Annotated in this window: 10 protein-coding genes and 1 pseudogene; 8 read left to right on the top strand and 3 right to left on the bottom strand. The window is 47.9% G+C overall.

All coding sequences use genetic code 11. The features are described from left to right. The first annotated feature begins 19 nt into the window (after nt 1-19). The 5 genes from dhbC to MY9_RS16015 are packed head-to-tail and all read left to right on the top strand — an operon-like array spanning nt 20 to nt 11,210. A complete protein-coding gene (dhbC, locus tag MY9_RS16035; protein ID WP_014665218.1) occupies nt 20-1,216 on the top strand; it encodes an isochorismate synthase DhbC in 1,197 nt (398 codons plus the stop codon). 28 nt (nt 1,217-1,244) lie between these two features. After that, a complete protein-coding gene (locus tag MY9_RS16030) occupies nt 1,245-2,864 on the top strand; it encodes a (2,3-dihydroxybenzoyl)adenylate synthase (RefSeq protein ID WP_014665217.1) in 1,620 nt (539 codons plus the stop codon). Nucleotides 2,865-2,891: 27 nt separating this feature from the next. Further along, a complete protein-coding gene (locus MY9_RS16025) occupies nt 2,892-3,830 on the top strand; it encodes an isochorismatase (RefSeq protein ID WP_014665216.1) in 939 nt (312 codons plus the stop codon). Nucleotides 3,831-3,849: 19 nt separating this feature from the next. Then, nucleotides 3,850-10,986, top strand: coding sequence for a non-ribosomal peptide synthetase DhbF (gene dhbF / locus MY9_RS16020; RefSeq protein WP_014665215.1), 7,137 nt, complete (start codon nt 3,850-3,852; stop codon nt 10,984-10,986). Between the two features lie 14 nt (nt 10,987-11,000). Then, nucleotides 11,001-11,210 (top strand): MbtH family protein, encoded by a 210-nt coding sequence (locus tag MY9_RS16015; RefSeq protein ID WP_014665214.1) that lies wholly within the window; start codon nt 11,001-11,003, stop codon nt 11,208-11,210. Between the two features lie 37 nt (nt 11,211-11,247). On the opposite strand, the gene MY9_RS16010 is transcribed toward MY9_RS16015, so the two are convergent. The 3 genes and pseudogenes from MY9_RS16010 to adeR form a co-directional block, all read right to left on the bottom strand. Beyond that, nucleotides 11,248-11,931, bottom strand: a complete 684-nt coding sequence (locus MY9_RS16010; protein WP_014665213.1) for a YukJ family protein — start codon at nt 11,929-11,931, stop codon at nt 11,248-11,250. Between the two features lie 111 nt (nt 11,932-12,042). Continuing rightward, a complete protein-coding gene (ald, locus tag MY9_RS16005; RefSeq protein ID WP_014665212.1) occupies nt 12,043-13,179 on the bottom strand; it encodes an alanine dehydrogenase in 1,137 nt (378 codons plus the stop codon). Nucleotides 13,180-13,280: 101 nt separating this feature from the next. Next, nucleotides 13,281-14,550, bottom strand: a pseudogene (adeR, locus tag MY9_RS16000) (sporulation transcriptional activator AdeR). 509 nt (nt 14,551-15,059) lie between these two features. Between adeR and MY9_RS15995 the strand changes: the two are divergent. The 3 genes from MY9_RS15995 (at nt 15,060) to essB (ending at nt 17,023) form a co-directional block, all read left to right on the top strand. Further along, nucleotides 15,060-15,353, top strand: coding sequence for a WXG100 family type VII secretion target (locus MY9_RS15995; protein ID WP_003220661.1), 294 nt, complete (start codon nt 15,060-15,062; stop codon nt 15,351-15,353). A 69-nt stretch (nt 15,354-15,422) separates the two neighbouring features. Further along, the gene (gene yukD, locus MY9_RS15990) at nt 15,423-15,662 is read left to right on the top strand and encodes an ESX secretion system protein YukD (protein WP_014665210.1); all 240 of its coding nucleotides are present in this window, start codon (nt 15,423-15,425) and stop codon (nt 15,660-15,662) included. Nucleotides 15,663-15,676: 14 nt separating this feature from the next. Then, on the top strand, nt 15,677-17,023 hold the full coding sequence (essB, locus tag MY9_RS15985; protein WP_014665209.1) for a type VII secretion protein EssB: 1,347 nt from the start codon (nt 15,677-15,679) through the stop codon (nt 17,021-17,023). Nucleotides 17,024-17,048 lie beyond the last annotated feature (25 nt).

Raw genomic sequence — 17,048 nt, 5'->3', positions numbered from 1 at the left:
TTAAAGGAGGTTCATGAGAATGTTGGAACAAAACGTAATACCAGAAACAAAAGCGGAGCATTTGCTTCGTGAGTATCAGCCGGGTGCTTTTTTCTTAGCTTCACCTCATCGCGTACTGTTAGCGAAAGGCATATGTGAAATCGTACCGGGGGCAGACGGGCAAAATCAAATGGAAACCCTTTCTGTCCGTATTGCTGAGACGCTGCGTCAGGCAAAGCGATCGGGGCAAAGCCGTCCGCTTGTTGTCGGGGCCGTTCCATTTGATCAAGTAAAAGCAGCGAGGCTCGTTGTTCCTGAGGAAGTTCGCTGGTCAGAACCGCTTCAATTTGACTATGCGGAGAAGGAGCAGCAATGTGAGCATACATATCACATAGAGCCTGTTCCGGCACCGGAGGATTATAAAAATGGTGTGGAACAAGGGCTGGCACGCATTGCCGATGGAATACTCAGCAAAATCGTTCTGTCCAGGTCGCTGCAGTTGACATCGCCTGAACCGATTCAGACGGATGAGCTGCTTCGCCATTTGGCTCAGCATAACACGCATGGCTACACATTTGCCGCGGACGTGTCCAGTCAGGCGGAAACATCTCCCCGCCGAACATTGCTCGGTGCAAGTCCGGAGCTTCTCGTTTCAAGGATGGGAACTCAGGTCGTTTCCAATCCATTAGCCGGTTCAAGGCCGCGCAGTGATGATCCTGTTGAAGACCAGCGCCGGGCAGCTGAATTGCTTGCTTCCGCAAAGGATCTTCATGAGCACGCGGTTGTGGCTGACGCAGTTGCGGCAGCGCTAAGGCCTTTCTGCCGGACGCTAGAGGTTCCGGAGAAGCCTTCACTGATCAAAACAGAAACGATGTGGCACCTGTCCAGCGTGATTAAGGGAGAGCTTTCCGATCCATCTGTAACCGCACTTGAATTGGCGGCGGCACTTCATCCGACGCCGGCGGTCTGCGGAACACCGACTGATCTTGCAAGAGAAGCGATTCTCAGCATTGAGCCGTTTGACCGCGGTTTCTTTACCGGCATGGTCGGCTGGTGTGACGATGCGGGTGACGGAGAATGGATTGTGACGATCCGTTGTGCAGAGGCGGAAGATCGCTCACTCCGCCTGTATGCAGGAGCTGGTGTTGTTGCCGGATCAAAGCCAGAGGACGAGCTTCAGGAGACATCCGCAAAGTTTCGGACAATGCTGCGGGCAATGGGCGTGGATCACATATGAACAGAATGGATTGCTGGAGGGATACAATATGCTGAAAGGATTTACTCCTTGGCCTGATGAATTAGCTGAGACCTATCGAAAGAATGGTTGCTGGGCCGGCGAGACGTTTGGAGATTTGTTAAGAGACCGGGCAGCCAAATATGGCGATCGCATTGCGATTACATGCGGGAACACCCATTGGAGCTATCACGAGCTTGACACAAGGGTTGATCGTCTGGCTGCCGGATTTCAGAAGCTTGGCATTCAACAGATGGATCGTGTCGTGGTGCAGCTGCCAAATATCAAAGAGTTTTTTGAAGTCATTTTCGCGCTTTTCCGCCTGGGGGCGCTTCCAGTCTTTGCGCTGCCTTCTCATCGAAGCAGTGAAATTACATACTTTTGCGAGTTTGCGGAAGCGGCTGCATATATCATTCCCGATTCTTATTCTGGTTTTGACTACCGTTCACTTGCCAGACAGGTTCAAAGCAAGTTGCCGACGTTGAAAAACGTCATTGTCGCAGGTGAGGCAGAGGAATTTTTGCCGCTGAACGATTTGCATACAGAACCTGTAAAACTGCCTGAAGTCAAATCTTCAGATGTGGCGTTCCTCCAGCTTTCTGGCGGGAGCACCGGGCTATCGAAACTGATTCCGAGGACTCATGACGACTACATTTACAGTCTGAAGCGGAGTGTCGAGGTCTGCTGGCTCGACGACAGCACGGTGTACATGGCCGCTCTGCCGATGGCGCACAATTATCCGCTGAGCTCACCGGGGGTTCTCGGCGTATTATACGCTGGAGGAAGAGTGGTTTTATCTCCTTCTCCAAGTCCAGATGACGCATTTCCTTTGATTGAACGCGAAAAGGTCACGATAACCGCTCTTGTTCCGCCTCTTGCGATGGTATGGATGGATGCGGCATCCTCACGCCGTGACGATTTATCCAGCCTTCAAGTGCTGCAGGTCGGCGGTGCCAAGTTCAATGCTGAAGCCGCGCGAAGGGTAAAAGCTGTTTTCGGCTGCACGCTGCAGCAGGTGTTCGGAATGGCAGAGGGGCTTGTCAATTATACGAGATTGGATGACCCTGAGGAGATCATTGTCAATACCCAAGGAAAACCGATGTCCCCATATGATGAAGTGCGTGTTTGGGATGATCAGGATCGCGATGTAAAACCTGGTGAAGCAGGCCACTTGCTAACGCGGGGACCGTATACAATTCGAGGTTACTATAAGGCGGAAGAGCATAATGCTGCTTCATTTACTGAGGACGGTTTTTACCGTACGGGTGATATCGTCAGGCTGACACCAGACGGCTATATTGTCGTTGAAGGACGTGCGAAGGACCAAATTAACCGTGGAGGAGAAAAGGTTGCGGCTGAAGAGGTAGAAAATCATTTGCTGGCGCACCCGGCTGTCCATGATGCGGCAATGGTCTCCATGCCTGATCAATTTCTTGGCGAAAGATCGTGTGTGTTCATTATTCCCCGGGATGAAGCCCCGAAATCCGCAGAGCTCAAAGCTTTTTTGAGAGAGCGCGGACTGGCGGCATATAAAATTCCCGACCGTATAGAATTTGTCGAATCCTTCCCGCAGACAGGGGTAGGAAAGGTAAGCAAAAAGGCCCTTCGTGAAGCCATTGCTGAGAAGCTTCTTGCAGGGGCAAAAAAATAAAACAACAATTTGAGAGGAAGTGTTCAAATGGCTATACCTGCCATTCAGCCGTATCAAATGCCGACAGCGTCTGATATGCCCCAAAACAAAGTATCATGGGTGCCTGATCCAAATCGGGCTGTCTTGCTAATACACGATATGCAAAACTATTTTGTCGATGCTTTCACAGCTGGAGCGTCTCCGGTAACAGAGCTTTCAGCGAATATACGAAAGCTGAAGGATCAATGTGTTCAGCTTGGGATTCCTGTTGTCTATACCGCGCAGCCGGGAAGCCAAAATCCGGCTGACCGGGCGCTGCTGACAGACTTTTGGGGCCCGGGATTAAACAGCGGTCCTTATGAGGAGAAAATTATACCCGAGCTGGCACCGGAGAATGATGATCTTGTGCTGACAAAATGGAGATACAGCGCGTTTAAGAGAACGAACCTGCTTGACATTATGCGCAAAGAGGGACGCGATCAGCTGGTCATTACCGGAATTTACGCCCATATTGGCTGTCTCGTTACAGCATGTGAGGCATTTATGGAGGATATAAAAGCCTTTTTTGTGGGAGATGCAGTTGCTGATTTTTCGTTAGAAAAACATCAAATGGCGCTGGACTATGCGGCTGGGCGCTGTGCATTTACCGTGATGACTGACAGTCTTCTTGATCAGCTGCAGAACGCGCCGGCAGACGTTCAAAAAACGTCAGCAAACACCGGCAAAAAAGAAGTGTTTACATGTGAGAATATCCGTAAACAAATTGCTGAGCTTCTGCAAGAAACACCGGAAGACATTACAGATCAAGAGGATTTGCTCGATCGTGGTCTAGATTCGGTAAGGATCATGACATTGGTGGAACAATGGCGCCGTGAAGGGGCAGAGGTGACTTTCGTGGAATTGGCTGAACGCCCAACGATCGAAGAATGGGAGAAATTGCTCACAACCCGCAGCCAGCAAGTGCTGCCAAACGCGGATTATTTATAAAAGGAGGGGAAACAAACGGATGCCTGATACAAAAGATCTTCAATATTCTTTGACCGGGGCGCAAACTGGCATATGGTTTGCTCAGCAGCTTGATCCGGACAATCCAATCTACAATACGGCAGAATATATAGAAATCAATGGACCCATCAATATTGCTCTTTTTGAAGAAGCTTTGCGGCACGTGATCAAGGAAGCGGAATCGCTGCATGTCCGCTTCGGTGAAAATATGGACGGGCCATGGCAGATGATAAACCCGTCTCGGGATGTACAGCTGCACGTCATTGACGTCAGCTCTGAGCCAGATCCGGAAAAAACAGCATTAAACTGGATGAAAGCAGATTTGGCAAAGCCGGTTGATTTAGGAGATGACCCTTTGTTCAATGAAGCTCTGTTTATTGCCGGGCCTGATCGTTTCTTTTGGTATCAGCGCATTCACCATATAGCGATCGACGGCTTCGGTTTTTCACTGATAGCCCAGCGTGTGGCAAGTACATATACCAAGCTTATAAAAGGGCAAACAGCTAAGGATCGTTCCTTTGGGTCTCTCCAAGCCATTTTGGAGGAGGATACAGATTATCGAGGATCAGAGCAGTATGAGAAGGATCGTCAATTCTGGCTGGACCGTTTTGCAGATGCACCTGAAGTTGTGAGCTTGGCTGATCGGGCGCCAAGAACATCTAACAGCTTTCTTCGTCATACGGCATATCTGCCTCCGTCTGATGTAAACGCGTTAAAAGAAGCGGCGCGCTATTTCTCAGGAAGCTGGCATGAAGTCATGATTGCGGTGTCAGCTGTTTATGTGCACCGTATGACCGGCTCTGAGGATGTTGTGCTCGGCCTGCCCATGATGGGAAGGATAGGTTCCGCATCACTGAATGTACCGGCTATGGTGATGAACCTTCTCCCTCTTCGGCTGACTGTCAGCTCTTCGATGAGCTTTTCTGAACTGATTCAGCAAATTTCCCGGGAAATCCGCAGTATTCGGCGACATCATAAGTATCGCCATGAAGAGCTTCGGCGTGATCTGAAATTGATAGGAGAAAATCATAGATTATTTGGCCCTCAAATCAATCTCATGCCGTTTGATTATGGTCTCGACTTTGCCGGGGCCCGCGGCATAACGCATAATCTTTCAGCCGGTCCTGTTGATGATCTATCAATCAATGTATATGACAGAACAGATGGCAGCGGGCTGCGAATTGATGTTGATGCGAATCCCGAGGTATACAGCGAGTCTGATATTAAGCTTCATCAGCAGCGTATCCTGCAGCTGCTGCAAGCGACTTCGGTCGGGGAGGACATGCTGATTGGGCAAATGGAGCTTCTGTTGCCAGAGGAGAAAGAACAAGTCATTCATAAATGGAACCATACGGCAAAATCCGAGAAACTGGTCAGACTCCAGGACATGTTCGAAAAACAGGTAGTTCTTACGCCTGAGCGTATCGCTCTTATGTGTGATGACATTCAATTCAATTATCGAAAGCTCAATGAAGAGGCAAATCGCCTTGCGCATCTGTTGATTGAAAAAGGCCTTGGTCCCGAGCAATTTGTCGCTTTGGCGCTGCCGCGTTCTCCAGAGATGGTGGCTTCAATGCTTGCTGTGCTCAAGACTGGTGCGGCGTATCTCCCGCTTGATCCGGAGTTTCCTGCCGACCGTATTTCTTACATGCTGGAGGATGCGAAGCCTTCATGCATCATAACGACTGAGGAAATAGCAGCCAGTCTGCCTGATGACCTGGCTGTACCGGAGCTAGTGCTTGATCAGGCTGTTACCCAGGAGGTTTTAAAACGCTATTCGCCTGACAATCCGAATGTATCGGTTTCTCTTGACCATCCTGCGTATATTATCTATACATCAGGATCAACCGGAAGACCGAAGGGCGTCGTTGTGACACAGAAAAGCTTAAGCAATTTTCTGCTGTCCATGCAGGAGGCATTTTCTCTAGGAGAAGAAGACAGGCTGTTGGCTGTGACGACTGTCGCTTTTGATATTTCAGCATTGGAGTTATATCTTCCGCTGATTAGCGGTGCGCAAATCGTGATCGCAAAGAAAGAAACGATCCGAGAGCCACAGGCATTAGCTCAAATGATTGAAAATTTCGATATCAATATCATGCAGGCAACACCGACACTATGGCATGCTTTGGTGACGAGTGAACCTGAGAAACTTCGGGGGCTTAGAGTGCTTGTCGGAGGTGAGGCGCTGCCGAGCGGTCTTTTGCAGGCGCTTCAAGACCTTCATTGTTCAGTCACGAATTTATACGGTCCGACTGAAACAACGATTTGGTCTGCAGCAGCTTTTCTTGATGAAGGGCTGAAGGGCGTTCCGCCGATTGGCAAACCGATTTGGAATACGCAGGTGTATGTGCTTGATAACGGTCTGCAGCCGGTGCCGCCGGGGGTTGTCGGCGAGCTTTATATCGCAGGAACCGGCTTGGCCAGAGGTTATTTCCACCGCCCTGATTTAACGGCTGAGCGTTTTGTTGCAGATCCATACGGACCGCCGGGGACTCGGATGTATCGGACCGGAGACCAGGCTCGCTGGCGCGCTGATGGGTCTTTGGATTATATCGGGCGGGCGGATCATCAAATCAAAATTCGCGGATTCCGAATTGAACTTGGAGAAATTGATGCCGTGCTTGCCAAGCACCCGCACATTGAACAGGCAGCGGTTGTCGTACGGGAAGATCAGCCGGGAGACAAACGATTGGCGGCTTATGTAGTCGCTGATTCTGCTATCGATATTGCCGAGCTTCGCCGTTATATGGGGGCCAGTCTTCCTGATTATATGGTACCGGCGGCGTTTGTGGAGATGGACGAGCTGCCGTTAACACCTAATGGCAAGCTTGACCGGAAAGCACTGCCGGCACCAGATTTCAGCACATCTGTCAGTGATCGGGCCCCGCGGACTCCTCAGGAAGAGATATTGTGTGACTTGTTTGCAGAGGTTCTCGGTTTGGCACGTGTCGGTATCGATGACAGTTTCTTCGAGCTTGGCGGTCATTCTCTTCTCGCAGCCCGACTGATGAGCCGCATTCGCGAGGTAATGGGAGCCGAACTTGGTATCGCCAAGCTCTTTGACGAACCGACAGTAGCCGGTCTCGCTGCCCATCTTCATCAGGCGCAGAGTGCACGTCCCGCTTTGCAAAGAGCTGAGCGATCTGAAAAAATCCCGCTATCTTTTGCCCAACGCCGGCTATGGTTCCTCCACTGTCTGGAAGGGCCGAGCCCTACTTATAATATTCCGGTTGCTGTCCGTTTGTCGGGTGAGCTTGATCAAGGAGTGCTGAAAGCGGCACTTTATGACCTCGTCCGCCGTCATGAAAGCTTGCGGACGATCTTCCCTGAAACACAGGGGACATCCTATCAGCATATTTTAGATGCCGATCAGGCCCGGCCTGAGTTACATGTTACTGAAATTGCTGAGAAGGAGCTTTCTGATCGGCTTGCCGAAGCTGTACGCTACAGCTTTGATCTTGCAGCTGAACCGGCCTTTCGTGCCGAGCTTTTTGTGATCGGTCCTGACGAGTACGTGCTGCTTCTTCTCGTGCATCATATTGTCGGGGACGGCTGGTCCTTAACACCGCTGACCCGAGATCTTGGAACGGCTTATGCGGCTCGCTGCCACGGAAAAGCTCCCGAATGGGCGCCTCTTGCTGTGCAGTATGCGGACTATGCGCTTTGGCAGCAAGAACTGCTTGGAAACGAGAATGATCCAAATAGCTTGATTGCCGGACAGCTTGCTTTCTGGAAAGGTACCTTGAAGAATCTGCCTGACCAGCTTGAACTGCCAACCGATTATTCACGTCCGGCTGAGCCGAGCCATGATGGGGATACGATTCATTTTCGTATTGAGCCCGGCCTTCACAAGCGCTTGCAGGAGCTGGCTCGCGCAAATAGGGTGAGCCTATTTATGGTGCTTCAATCCGGTCTCGCCGCTTTATTGACAAGGCTCGGGGCGGGTACCGACATTCCGATCGGCAGTCCGATCGCGGGACGGAATGATGATGCGCTGGGCGATCTTGTAGGGCTGTTTATCAATACATTGGTGCTCAGAACCGATACGTCCGGTGACCCAAGCTTCCGTGAGCTTCTTGACAGAGTAAGGGAAGTGAATCTGGCAGCCTATGACAATCAGGATCTGCCGTTTGAGAGACTTGTAGAGGTGCTCAATCCGGCTCGTTCGCGTGCGACGCATCCTTTGTTCCAAATCATGCTTGCGTTCCAAAACACACCGGACGCTGAACTGCAACTTCCTGACATGGAGAGCAGCCTGCGAATCCACAGTGTCGGTTCTGCCAAGTTTGATTTGACGCTGGAAATCAGTGAAGATCGTCTTGCTGACGGGACACCAAACGGGATGGAAGGACTGCTTGAATACAGCACTGATCTTTTCAAGCGGGAAACGGCTCAGGCTCTTGCTGACCGATTGATGCGCCTGTTGGAGGCTGCCGAGTCTGAGCCTGACGAGCAAATCGGAAATCTGGATATTCTGGCACATGAGGAACGCAGCAATATGGTGACAGATTGGCAAGGTGTATCTGAAAAGATTCCGCACTCATGTTTACCTGAGCAGTTTGAGAAACAGGCTGCTTTATGTCCTGATGCCATTGCCGTTGTTTATGAAGATCAGGCACTGAGCTATGCAGAGCTGAATGAAAGAGCAAATCGGCTTGCCCGCATGCTGATTAGTGAAGGTGTCGGGCCGGAGCAATTTGTGGCATTGGCACTGCCCCGATCATTGGAAATGGCTGTCGGGCTACTGGCAGTGCTGAAAGCGGGAGCAGCTTATCTGCCTCTTGATCCAGATTATCCGGCTGATCGAATTGTTTTTATGCTAAAAGATGCACAGCCCGCGTTTATCATGACGAACACTAAAGCTGCAGAACACATTCCGCCAGCGGACAACGTGCCGAAAATCGTACTGGATGATCTCGAACTGGAAAAGAATCTAAACACATACCCAGCTGATAATCCGGATAATACGGATCGGATCCAGCCGCTTACGCCTTTGAATACGGCGTATGTCATTTATACATCCGGCTCTACAGGTGTTCCAAAAGGTGTGATGATTCCTCACCAAAACGTAACGCGTTTATTTGCAGCGACCGAGCACTGGTTCCATTTCAGCTCAGACGATATCTGGACCATGTTCCATTCCTACGCTTTTGACTTTTCAGTGTGGGAGATTTGGGGTCCTCTGCTGCATGGCGGGCGTCTCGTGATCGTGCCTCATCACGTCAGCAGATCGCCAGAAGCATTTCTGCGCCTGCTTGTCAAAGAGGGTGTGACCGTTCTGAATCAGACACCGTCCGCTTTCTATCAGTTTATGCAGGCGGAACGGGAACAGCCGGATCTCGGACAGGCGCTCAGCCTGCGCTATGTCATTTTTGGCGGAGAAGCGCTTGAACTCAGCCGTTTAGAGGATTGGTATAACCGCCACCCTGAAAATAGCCCGCAGCTTATCAATATGTATGGTATTACAGAAACAACCGTGCATGTGAGCTATATCGAATTAGACCGAAGCATGGCAGCTTTACGGGCAAACAGCTTGATCGGCTGCGGCATTCCCGATCTTGGTGTATATGTGCTGGATGAGCGCCTGCAGCCGGTGCCGCCGGGGGTTGCCGGAGAGTTGTATGTATCAGGAGCGGGGTTAGCACGAGGCTATCTAGGCCGGCCTGGTTTAACATCTGAACGCTTCATAGCTGATCCATTCGGTCCTCCAGGCACTAGGATGTACCGCACTGGGGATGTGGCCCGCCTCCGCGCTGATGGTTCTCTTGACTATGTCGGCCGCGCCGATCATCAGGTGAAAATTCGGGGATTCCGGATTGAACTGGGAGAAATTGAAGCAGCGCTCATTCAGCATCCGCAGCTTGAAGATGCGGCAGTGATCGTTCGTGAGGATCAGCCGGGAGATAAACGGTTGGCAGCTTATGTCATCCCTTCGGAAGAAACATTTGATACGGCGGAACTGCGCAGATATGCTGCTGAGAGATTGCCGGATTACATGGTGCCTGCTGCCTTTGTGACGATGAAAGAATTGCCGCTGACACCGAATGGAAAGCTTGATCGTAAAGCGCTGCCAGCTCCGGATTTCGCAGGGTCAGTGACAGGACGCGGACCGAGAACGCCGCAGGAAGAAATTCTCTGTGACTTGTTTATGGAGGTGCTTCACTTGCCGCGTGTCGGCATTGATGATCGTTTCTTTGATTTAGGCGGACATTCCTTGCTTGCTGTACAGCTCATGAGCCGCATCCGCGAATCCCTCGGCGTTGAACTCAGCATCGGCAACCTATTCGAAGCGCCGACTGTTGCCGGGCTTGCTGAAAGACTTGAAATGGGATCAAGCCAAAGCGCTCTTGATGTTCTGCTGCCGCTCCGAACAAGCGGAGACAAGCTTCCTTTATTCTGTGTGCATCCGGCAGGGGGGCTCAGCTGGTGCTATGCCGGTTTGATGACGAATATAGGAACGGATTATCCGATCTATGGCTTGCAGGCACGGGGAATCGGGCAGCGCGAGGAGCTTCCGAAAACACTTGATGACATGGCGGCCGATTACATTGAACAAATACGAAGGGTCCAGCCGAAAGGACCGTACCATCTGCTGGGCTGGTCCCTGGGCGGGAACGTCGTTCAAGCGATGGCCACCCAGCTGCAAAATCAAGGAGAAGAAGTTGCCCTATTGGTGATGCTGGATGCCTATCCAAACCACTTCCTTCCTATAAAAGAGGCGCCGGATGATGCGGAAGCGCTTATTGCCCTTCTGGCGTTAGGCGGGTACGATCCAGACAGCTTAGGGGACAAACAGCTAGATTTTGAAGCAGCAATTGAGATTCTTCGCAGTGACGGCAGTGCGCTTGCGAGCTTGGATGAAACGGTCATTTTAAATCTGAAAAATACGTATGTCAATTCTGTCGGCATTTTAGGCTCCTATAAGCCGAAAACCTTCCGTGGAAATGTTTTATTTTTCAGATCAACAATCATTCCTGAATGGTTTGATCCGATTGAACCTGATTCGTGGAAGCCTTATATTAACGGACAGATTGAACAAATCGACATCAACTGCCGTCATAAAGATTTATGTCAGCCGGAACCGCTAGCTCAAATCGGCAAGGTTCTCGCTGTCAAACTGAAAGAGTTACATCAATAAGGGAGGAGAAATAGATGGCAAATCCTTTTGAAAATGCGGATGGCACCTATTTGGTGCTGATCAATGAAGAAGGCCAATATTCCCTATGGCCCGGTTTTATAGATGTGCCGAGCGGCTGGACAGTCGTTCATGAACAAAAAGGGCGTGAAGCCTGTTTGGACTATATCCAATCACATTGGAGAGACATGAGGCCAAACAGCCTAAAGACTGTTGAAAATGTGTAATCGCATAAAAAGAGACTGCGGCAAGCAGTCTCTTTTTCTATTTTTGCGCAGACGTTTGGGTATGATCACAATCTCTGACCGGGTTTCCGTTTTCATCTGTACACCAAGATTGGGATAAAAACGCTAAAAACACAGCGGCCCACTGATCGGCAAACTGAATCAGAATGCCCCCGTCATGCCAAGAACCGTTGTCTTTTTTCCAGCGGGTATCCATTGCATTCCCTTGATTCATATGGATATTGTGCATGCCGTTGGTCGGGGTAAAGCCGAATATTTTATCTGCAGCCTGTTCAGGTCCGAATTTGGAACCGAATATATAAACCGGCGCTTTCTCATCTTGCGCTTTCTTCATATACGTTTCAATAAAATCATTTAAATCATTATCAGGCCCCGTGATTTCATGCGGCAAAGGCTTCATTTCTCCTGGGTCAAACAAATTGCCCCGCACGTAATCAAGCGCCACTTCACGGTTTGCCTCATTGATCCTTGTATATCCATACGGCATGTTCGGAAGGATGGTAATCGAGCTCGAATCAAACTGATCGTCAGCCAAATACAATACTTCAGATTCCTCAGAACTGGACATCACATTGATGGCGCACCTGTAATACGTATTCTCTTCACCGAGCACTTTGACTTGGAAATGAGGACTGTCATCATCTGTTTCCCGCTTCATGTCTAAGACAATGCCTTTTAACACGCCATATTGCTGAACAGCCATATGAATCCTCCTTTATGATCAACTTCATAATCATAATTCGTGAAATGATCTCTTTTTCCTTTTAAAAGATAAAAAAAGCCTGCAGAAATCTTTCTGCAAGCTCAATGTGAATTAAGCGCCCGCCACAGATGATTCATCCTGTAAAGCTTTCTCGGCAGGAACATATTCATAGCCTAGATCCCTCGCTACAGCTTCATAAGTTACGTGTCCGTTTGCGGTGTTTAAACCCGCTCTCAGTGCCGCATTGTCTGCGAGCGCTTTTGCTGCCCCTTTGTTCGCGATTTGCAGCGCGTATGGAACTGTAACATTAGTCAGAGCGATTGTTGATGTGCGAGGAACAGCGCCCGGCATGTTCGCTACAGCATAGTGCACAACACCGTGTTTTTCATATGTCGGCTGGTCATGTGTAGTGATATGGTCGACCGTTTCGACGATGCCGCCTTGGTCGATTGCTACATCAACAATGACTGAACCAGGTTTCATTTGTTTTACCATTTCCTCAGTCACAAGAGTCGGAGCTTTAGCACCCGGAATTAATACTGCGCAAATGAGAAGATCCGCTTCCGCCACAGCATCAGCAATATTGACCGGATTAGAAATTAACGTTTTAATTTGATGGCCGAAGATGTCATCAATCTGGCGCAGGCGGTCTGCGTTTAAGTCAATGATCGTCACATCTGCACCGAGTCCGACAGCCATTTTCGCCGCGTTTGTCCCGACCACGCCTCCTCCGATAATCGTTACTTTTCCGCGAGAAACGCCTGGCACCCCGGCAAGCAAAATGCCTTTTCCGCCTTTAGGTTTTTCTAAGAATTGAGCTCCGATTTGCGCTGCCATTCTGCCCGCAACCTCGGACATTGGCGTGAGAAGAGGCAATGTCCGGCCTTCACTAACCGTTTCATATGCGATGGCAGTTACTCCTTTATCCTTCAAGGCCTGTGCAAGCTCAGGCTCAGCTGCTAAATGAAGATACGTAAACAGCACAAGACCTTTGCGGAAATAAACATATTCTTCCGGCAGCGGTTCTTTTACCTTCATGACCATTTCGGCGTCCCAGACCTGTTTCGGATCAGCAATGATTTCCGCTCCTGCTGACTCATAGGCTTCATTTTCAAATCCGCTTCCAAGGCCCGCGCCTGTTTCAACCAGCACTCGGTGGCCGTTTGAAATGAGCTGTGAAACGCCTCCAGGTGTTAAAGCGACACGGTTTTCATTGTTTTTTATCTCTTTAGGAACCCCTATGATCATATCTGTCTCCTCCTGTATCTGTGATATTTTTAGTGTAGCTCGATATTTTGGAAAATTCTTTGTTTGATTAAGAAAATAAAAAAACATGGATTTGTGAAATTTCACAAATCCATGTGCCGAAGTTTAATATCTAAATAGATGGTGAATTTTTGATTCACATTTTTTAAATCAATTTCAGCGATTTGGCTGATTCGCTTGAGGCGGTAATTCAGCGTATTAACGTGTATATTTAACAGCTTGGAAGCCGTATTCACGTTACTGTCTGCTTCAATAAAGCGCTCTAGCGTCTCTACCAGATTTGACTGGTGATCACGGTCATATTGTTCCAGTTTGGAAAGCGAGTAATTATCATAGCCCGCCAGTTTCCGTTTTTCATATAAGACATCTAAGTATTGATAAATGCCTAACTCAGAAAAGCTGAAAAGATGTTTGGTCTCTTCTGCGAACCGTTCCTTCGCTTTTAAGACGGACAATGCCTCCTGATAGGAGCGGGAGACAAAAGAAATAGAGCTGTATATTCCGCCGAAAGCGATAGAAACGTCTTCTATTTTATACCGCTCCTTCAGCTGTTTTTGCGTACTGAAAGCAAACTGTTTTAAATCTTGAAAAGGATGATCTGTTTTGGGTGCGGTTAATATAATCAGTTCATTAGAATCTACGGTCGCCAGCAACACGTAAACCTGCTGGGTCGTTTCCTGTAAATATTGCAGCTGCTGTTCGATTTTTTCAGTCAGCTCACCGTTTATGCGGATGATCATAACGGAAAATTCTGAAGGAGCGGCCATTCCAAGCTTATGGAACCCATCCGCCATGTCGTCCTCCTGATGGATGTGTCCAGTCAGCATTTTCCAGAAAAATTCTTGGCTGCGTTCTTCATTTTTTGTTTTTCTGATTTGAAGTTTAAGAAGTTTGTTTCTCACTGCTTTTGCCGCCATTTGCAATGTCATCAGGTCATCATCAGACAATGTTTTTTGGATCTCAAGCGCCCATATGAAGCCAAGCACTTGGTTGTTTTTCCAAATCGAAATAGCGACCCGATTGCTCAGCCCGACTTCATCGATTTGCTTGACTCTGATCGGCTGGTCCGTTTTTAAGAGAGCAGGAATTGTCCCGTCTTTCCACAGCTTGTTAATCACCTTCTCCGGTACCCTTCTGCCAATAATGGTAGACGTCCGGGCAGGGTCTGTGCAGTCGCTGTGTGTACTGTAGGCAAGCAGCTTGTGGTTAACATCCTCTATGGTGATCGGGCACCGCAGAACGTCGCTGATATGATCAGCCACATCTTCAAGTCTGTCAAAACTATATTTAAACGGATCATTCGGCATGGTCATAAATCTCCCTACTTTTTCGTGCTTGATTTCTCTTTGACATCTCATCCCCTTCCTTTTATTATGATTGTTGTTGTTTGTGAAAATCAACAACAAAGAAAAACACTTACATGAGAGAAACGTTCTATATACATGTGGCGGTGAATCGCCTTTTTAAAGTACAGTTGTATGCCTTATATGATACGAAAGCTTATCCTATTAATCTTCTAAGAGAGTCATCGGAGGCGGGACTGATTAAGGAAAGAAAAAACTGAACCTTTCAGAAATGGTGCTGTAGCATCAAATATTCTGAAAGGTTTTTTTTGGGAGTTGGAGAATTATTTGGGTCTTTTGGATTATTCGAAGGATGAAAAGAAGATTAAGAAAATAAACCTATTTACTTTACAATATATGTTATTTTTAAGTGGTTCGAGGTAAACCATTGGACTCATTTTGTAAAATTAAAACATATTTGTTTGACTATGCCGAAAAACTGTTTTTATAATAATGACGTTCTAAAAATAAGTGAATTAGCCCATATTTAGGCTGATGGCACAGGAGGTAATGAGGAATATGGCAGGATTAATTCGTGTCACACCCGAAGAGCTAAGAGCGATGGCGAAGCAATACGGCGTTGAAAGCCAAGAAGTATTAAATCAGGTTGATCGTTTAAACCGAATGATCTCTGATTTGAAAAGCATGTGGGAAGGTGCTTCAAGCGAAGCGTTCGCAGATCAATATGAGCAGCTCAAACCTTCATTTATCAAAATGTCAGATTTGCTTCAAGATGTGAATCAGCAGCTTGATCAAACAGCAAATACACTTGAGTCTACTGACCAAGACATCGCAAATCAAATCCGCGGATAACAGTATGAAAGGGAAGGAGCGCCTGATTCAGAAGAAGACGGCGCTCTTTCTATGTAAGGGTGATCCTAAATGTATATTGATATTACTATAGATTTGAAACATTATAACGGCAGTGTCTTTGATCTCAGATTGTCAGATTTCCACCCGGTGAAAAAAGTAATTGATATTGCTTGGCAGGCCCAAAGCGTATCTATGCCTCCGCGCGAAGGGCACTGGATCAGAGTGGTTAACAAGGATAAGGTGTTTTCCGGAGAATGCAAGCTGTCTGATTGCGGCATTACAAACGGAGACCGGCTTGAAATATTATGAAAGGATCTGGTTGAATGTCAGGTAAACAAAAATCGTATTTAGAAAACCAATTAGAAGCCGTTGCCGAGAAAACAGATGCCGGCTATACATTTACCTTTCAGCGGGAAAAAATAAAGCTTCTGGACGGTCTTGAAGCTAATGTGATCAAAGATGTAAATCCATTTTTTCATAAAGAGATCGACGTGACAGATGATGAGGTCATCATCACAATCCAACCTCCCTCCTCCTATAAAGCATTCCGCTTCATGAAAGCTAAGGATAAAAAAAGCAAATGGCAGTTTGCCTATCAGCTTGTTCAAGCCGTGCAGCAGCACAATTTGTCGAGGCTGAATGTGATTGTCGCTCCGGAAAACATTGTATTCGATAAAGGGCTGACGCCTTATTTTCTCCATTATGGAGTAAAGGAAAGCATCCCTCCTTACGAGCATGATGAGGAAAGAGTGTGGCGGGAGCTGAAAGCGGCAGCGGCTTTGGCAGTTGACGGCGCTTTTGCGTTTGAAGACTATCTGAAATTCAATGAAACGCTGACGTTCTCCGCAGAGGCTAAAGCGATATTGGATGCGAAATCCTATGATGGCCTGCTTGAGCTGATTCAAACCCATATTGATGAGCTCGAAGCCAAAGCAAAAACATACATACATATCCCGAAAAAGAAGTGGAACATCCAGCGATATATCGGCCTGGGGCTCATTGTTTTGCTTGTACCGGCCCTTATTTACTCGATGTACGCCTTATTTTTCGCGCAGCCAAAGCACCAGGCAATAGTGGACAGCAACCGCGCTTTCTTAAACAAGCAGTACAGTGAAGTCATCAGCACATTGTCCAAGTACGATGCGGAAAGCCTGCCTGAATCAGTGCAGTATCAGCTGGCGACGTCTTATGTTGAGGTCGAAAATCTGGGGAGTGCAAAAACTAAAAATATAGAAAATAATTTAGTCACCCTTCAATCAGACCCTCAGCATTTCTTGTACTGGATTGATTATGGTCGAGGAGAATACAAAGAAGCGATCAGTATCGGCCGTAAGCTTGAATACAATGATTATATTTACTTTGCCCTTGCTAAATATAAGCAGCAGCTTTTATCTGAGAATACAAATGATGAAGACATACAGAAAGAACTTGATTCAGTAAATAGTGAACTTGAAAAAGCGCAAAAAGAACGTCAAGACAATAAACAGTCTAATTCTGATACATCATTAGTCGATACTAGCGAAGAACAGACACAAGCAGACGAAGAAAAACAACAAGCGGAAGAAAAAGCCGCAGCAGAGGAAAAAGCGAAAAAAGAAGAACAGAAGAAAAAAGAAGAACAAGAGAAAAAAGAAACAGAAAAGAAAGATGAGAAAAAAGATGACAAATAACGTGAGACATGAATCGCAGGTCATC

It is taken from the genome of Bacillus sp. JS (assembly GCF_000259365.1).
GTDB lineage: Bacteria > Bacillota > Bacilli > Bacillales > Bacillaceae > Bacillus > Bacillus stercoris.
This window is presented reverse-complemented; position numbering and strand designations above follow the sequence as displayed.